The sequence below is a fragment of the Amycolatopsis sp. NPDC028719 genome, from assembly GCF_055565395.1.
The window spans coordinates 207,176-211,576 of record NZ_JBVHUL010000016.1; the positions used below are offsets into that span (position 1 = coordinate 207,176).

The window sequence follows — 4,401 nt, forward strand, 5'->3', positions numbered from 1 at the left end:
AGTTTGGTTTCCGTCGCTGGGCCACAACCAACCGCCACATTGGGTGCGTCTGACGCACCCAACGCCACATTGGGGCGCTGCGGTGACCGGGTCCGAAGTCCGGGTCCTGCCCTTCTTCGCCCGCCTACCCGGCCAGGAGCTCCTGCAGCTCGTTGACGGCCTTCGCGAGCTCGTCGGCGAAGCGGTACATCTCCGCCGAGACGTGCTTCGGCGTGCTGAGGTAGATGTTCCAGCGGTCCGGCAGCAGCACGTACGCGATGCCGATGCACTGCGGGCTCGTCGAGCCGAACCCGAAGTACCGGATGTTGACCGACGGCGCCGAGCTGGTGCTCAGGTAGTCGTCGCGCATCTTCAGCCAGCCCGGCGAGCTGTACAGCGCCGGAACCGCAGCGTCGCCCCGGCGCTTCCCGATCAGCTGCAGCTCCCACAGGTGCTGCTCCGGTGCGTCCCCGGCCTGGCACTCCTTCGCCCGCGCGACGTGCTTGGCCGCGGCCGTCCGGAACGCTTCGCGCTTTTCGCCGTCGGAAGCGTCCGGGTCGGTCAGGACATCGGCGAAGCGCACGACCTCCGGCGTGACGACGCGCATGGCCTCGGTGCGGCCGTTCCGGAACTGCCGGGTGGCGATCGACTCGTACGTCGCGCCGGTCAGGCCCTTCGCGCGGCGGTGCGCCAGCTGGTACGCCATCTGCGCGAAGGCGTCCGGCGACATCTTCAGCTCCTTCGCCCGGTTGGCGCCGAAGCCGAACGACACGGTCTGCGTCGCCGTCGCGTCCGCGTACGCCTTGAAGGCCGCTTCAGCCGCACGGGCGTCTTCGCGCAGGGCGTCGGTCAGCGCGAACTCGACCACCTCGTAGCCGGGGACACCCTCGGCGCTTTCCCGGGGCGCCCGCGAACCGCTCAGCAGCGCGTCGGTGAAGCCGAGGATCGTGGTGCCGTCGAGTTCGCAGTGCTCGACGTTGATGCCCGCGGCGCCGTCCTCGAACACGATCAGCGACACCGCCTTGTCATACCAACGATTCGCGCCGTACAGCAGCCGGTCACTGGCTTCCTGGTCTCCGGACGGCGTGAAGTCGTCCAGGCACAGGCAGAACAACGCCGTCTCGATGGTCTCGAGCGCGGCGGCGTTCCCGGCCTCGAGCAACGCGGCCCGCGAAGCCGCCCACTCCGCGCGCGCCTTCGTCGTGAAGTGCCCGGCGGAAACCTCGGTGACGTAGTCGTCCTTCAGGATCGCGCGCAGCCCGTCCGCCAGCTGCGCCGGCGAGTACGGGCGGCCGTCCTCGGCGAGGACGTCCAGCCGGAACGGCGTGCCCTGCCGGAACACGACGATGTGCCGCTCGGGCGACGGGAACCGCGTGCGCGCGGTGTCCAGCAGCTCGCCCGGGATGCGGGTCGCCGAGAACAGGTACTTGTGCTGCACCATCGACTGCGGCTCGCCGCGCAGCAGCACCGGCGGCACCAGTTCCTCGTCGAGCTTCAGCTTGTAGTCCACGGCGGACGCGGTCAGCTCGGCCGCGCGCTCCACCTGACCCAGCGGGGAATCCTGGAACAGGAAGAAGAAGTTGGCGTTGAGCGCGATCCGGTCGCGGCGGCCGAGGTAGCGGTACGGCCAGAAGGTGTCCAGCCAGCTGTGCACCCCCGGCGACCGGTCGTACTCCTCCAGCGCGGCCTGCCACCCGTGGGCCGGGCTGCCGGGCGCGAGGAAGTCCTCGACCGCCGCTTCGGTCTCCGCCAGCTCGTCCGGCGTCAGCAGCGGGCCGCACCACTCCAGGAAGCGGCGACCGCTGTCGGCCAGGGTGGGCACGGGGACGCGGGGAAGCCGGTCCTCGTTGCCGAACGTGCGGGGGGACCATTCCGGACTGCTCACTCTGTCATCCTCGTTCGTCGGGTGCTGCGTCTTCGGAAGCTACCGCGTTGAGCGTGGACGCGAGCCCGGCGGCCGCGCCCTTCTTCGGCCGGGAAACGTACAACTGCGCGTACAGCCACCCGTCGGCTTCCAGGCCGTCGGGGTCCACACCGGCGCCGGCCAGCGTGTCGAGGATCTGCGCCTGCTCTTCGGCGGAGGCGAACCGCCGCTGCCGGTACACGCCGTCGATGGCCGCGGTCTCGTACCCCAGCCCGGCCAGGCTCTCGGCGACCGGGTCGTAGGAGAACATCCGCAGCACAAAGTGCGCCATCCACGGCCGGGAACCGCGGGCGATCCGCGCGATCGTCTTCTCGGTGACGTACCCGACGCATCCGGTCGAGACGACGAGGTCCACCTGGTCCAGCAGCGCCTGCTGCTCCGGGTCCGGGTCGTAGCGCTCGAAATCGGCGTAGATCGCCTCGTCGAGGAACCCCGCGGACCGCGCGTATTCCAGCGCCGCCCCAGCCGCGTCGAGCCCGAAGAACCGGGGGCCGTCGGGATCGGCGTGGGTGTGGACGAGCTGCCGGTCACGCTCGAGCAGCGCGGCACGATCGAGGGTTTCGACTCCGGGCGCGGTGTACTGCTCGTACAGGTCGTCGATGCTCGCCTCGCACCGCAGCAACGCGCTGTTGACGCCGTAGGAGCACCCGACGTCCAGCACGGTCGGCCGCGCGATTCCGCGTTCGGCCTGGTATTCTTCGATCAATTTCGTGAAGTACGGCTTCGCCAGTTGCGGAATCTGGTAATCCACGCGCTGCAACGTTCCGAAGAACGGACGGGGGTCGGGCGCGGTGTAGATGTGGTCGAACGAGATCTTGCCGGTCGAGTCGAAAGGCACGGGCCAGGCTCCTAGATCTAGTCGAGCAGGGCGTCGCCCCGCACGGCGCGATCGGCCAGATGCTCGGGCAGGACCCGGCCGAAGAGCTGCCTGGTCCGCTCCGGGCTGCCGATGACGCCGGGGCGCTCGCTGTAGGCGAAGATCGCGGAGTGCCGGGCGATCTTCCCCTCCACCCTAGTGACCCGATGCAAGGCGAAGCGGCCTTTGAACACCTGAAGATCGCCCGGACGCAGGCTCAGGCGCTGGACCGAACGGGTGTTTTCCCCGGAAAGCACCGCCCGCACGTCGGCGAAGTTCTCGGCTTCGGCGGAGCGGATGTTCGGGCAGTATTCGAACGTCCCGCCGTCGCTCGCCGCCTGCGTCAGCATGCTGACGGTGTGGGAGTTCGTGTCGAAGTGCCACGGGTGCGCGCGGCCGGGCGCGATCACGTTGAGCGTCAGCCCGGAGAGCGGATCGGCGAGCTCGTGCAGCTGCGGCAGCCCGAAGCAGTCGGCGATGAACCGCTGGAACACCGGGCTGGTGTAGAGCCGGCCGACGAGCGACGACGCGGGGATGTGGTCGCGGGCGACGAAGGCGTTGCCACGCTCCATGATCGTCCGGCCGGGGTGGTCTTCGGGCAGGGCCGCGTCGATCGCGGTGTTGTAGGCGTTGACCTTTTCGATCTTCGTGTACGCGTGCGGCTCGAGCGCGGCGCATTCGGCGCGCAGGACTTCCTGCAGCTCGGGCCGGACGAAGTCGGCGAGGACGCTGCAGCCGACGGCGGCCAGGTCCGCGCGGGTGCGGTCGACGGTCGCCCGCCAGGCGGCGCTTCCGGGATCGGTGAGCGGGTAGCGGTCGGTGTCGACCATTTCCAACGCGGCCACGGAGGTGCTCATCGCAGTCCCTTCCGGCGGGTGAAGCTCCGGTGCTTGCCCTGGTCGTGAAGGGAAAGAGTTAGCACAGATCCGGCGGGGTCAACCGTCGGTTTGTGAGCGGTGACACAAGGTCATCAGTTGCCGATTTCGGTGGCCCACGAGCTGACCGTGACGGAGTCGGTGGTGCCCAGATCGGTGTCCAGCGGCTGCTGCTGCGCGGGCTCGCCCGGGACGGGGACGATCGAGATCGCGGCACCGCTGCGCTGGTCACCCGCCGTCACGGTGGCCGACCAGGCCAGCACGGCCACGACCTTCTCGCCCGGCCCGAGCGTCACGTTCCGCGGGCCGAGGTCCCGCGCGAAGTACGACGTCCCGTGCTCGACCTTCACCTCGAGCGGCGAACCGTCTCCGGCGAGGATCTCCAGGTCCGGGTAGCCGGAGACCTTCCGCGGCGCGCTGTCCCGGTTGGTCAGCGTCAGCACGCTCGCCCGGTGCCCGAGGCCGGCTTCGACCTGACCGACCGAAAGCGACAGTCCGGTCGACGGCGGCGGCGCGTACGCCGGGCTCGGCGTCGTCGTGGGCGCGGGCACGGGTGGGGGAGGCGGCGGAGCGCTGCACCCCGCGAGAAGCGCGACGAAAAGAAGTGGTGCGAAGCGAGAAACCCCCATGGACCGGAAGAGTAGCGGGGGGGCCGGGGGCGAGGGGCGGCTCCCGCTGTGTTCACCCAGGGTCCTCCCCCGGCGGGGGAGCCCCCAACGCCTTTCTCTTCATTCGTAGGGGGAGGAAGGGGTTTTTTCCCGTCCCTC

The 4,401-nt window shown here is 69.8% G+C and carries 4 protein-coding genes; all 4 read right to left on the reverse strand.

Annotated elements, in window-relative coordinates:
- Positions 1-124: 124 nt before the first annotated feature.
- Positions 125-1,864, reverse strand: a complete 1,740-nt coding sequence (locus ACZ4TR_RS46580) for a choline/carnitine O-acyltransferase (protein ID WP_465295248.1) — start codon at positions 1,862-1,864, stop codon at positions 125-127.
- Between the two features lie 4 nt (positions 1,865-1,868).
- The gene (locus ACZ4TR_RS46585) at positions 1,869-2,741 is read right to left on the reverse strand and encodes a class I SAM-dependent methyltransferase (protein ID WP_465295250.1); all 873 of its coding nucleotides are present in this window, start codon (positions 2,739-2,741) and stop codon (positions 1,869-1,871) included.
- 17 nt (positions 2,742-2,758) lie between these two features.
- Positions 2,759-3,616: a HalD/BesD family halogenase gene (locus tag ACZ4TR_RS46590; protein ID WP_465295252.1), complete on the reverse strand. Its 858-nt coding sequence runs from the start codon at positions 3,614-3,616 to the stop codon at positions 2,759-2,761.
- Positions 3,617-3,729: 113 nt separating this feature from the next.
- Positions 3,730-4,185, reverse strand: a complete 456-nt coding sequence (locus ACZ4TR_RS46595; protein WP_465295254.1) for a DUF4232 domain-containing protein — start codon at positions 4,183-4,185, stop codon at positions 3,730-3,732.
- Between the last annotated feature and the right edge of the window lie 216 nt (positions 4,186-4,401).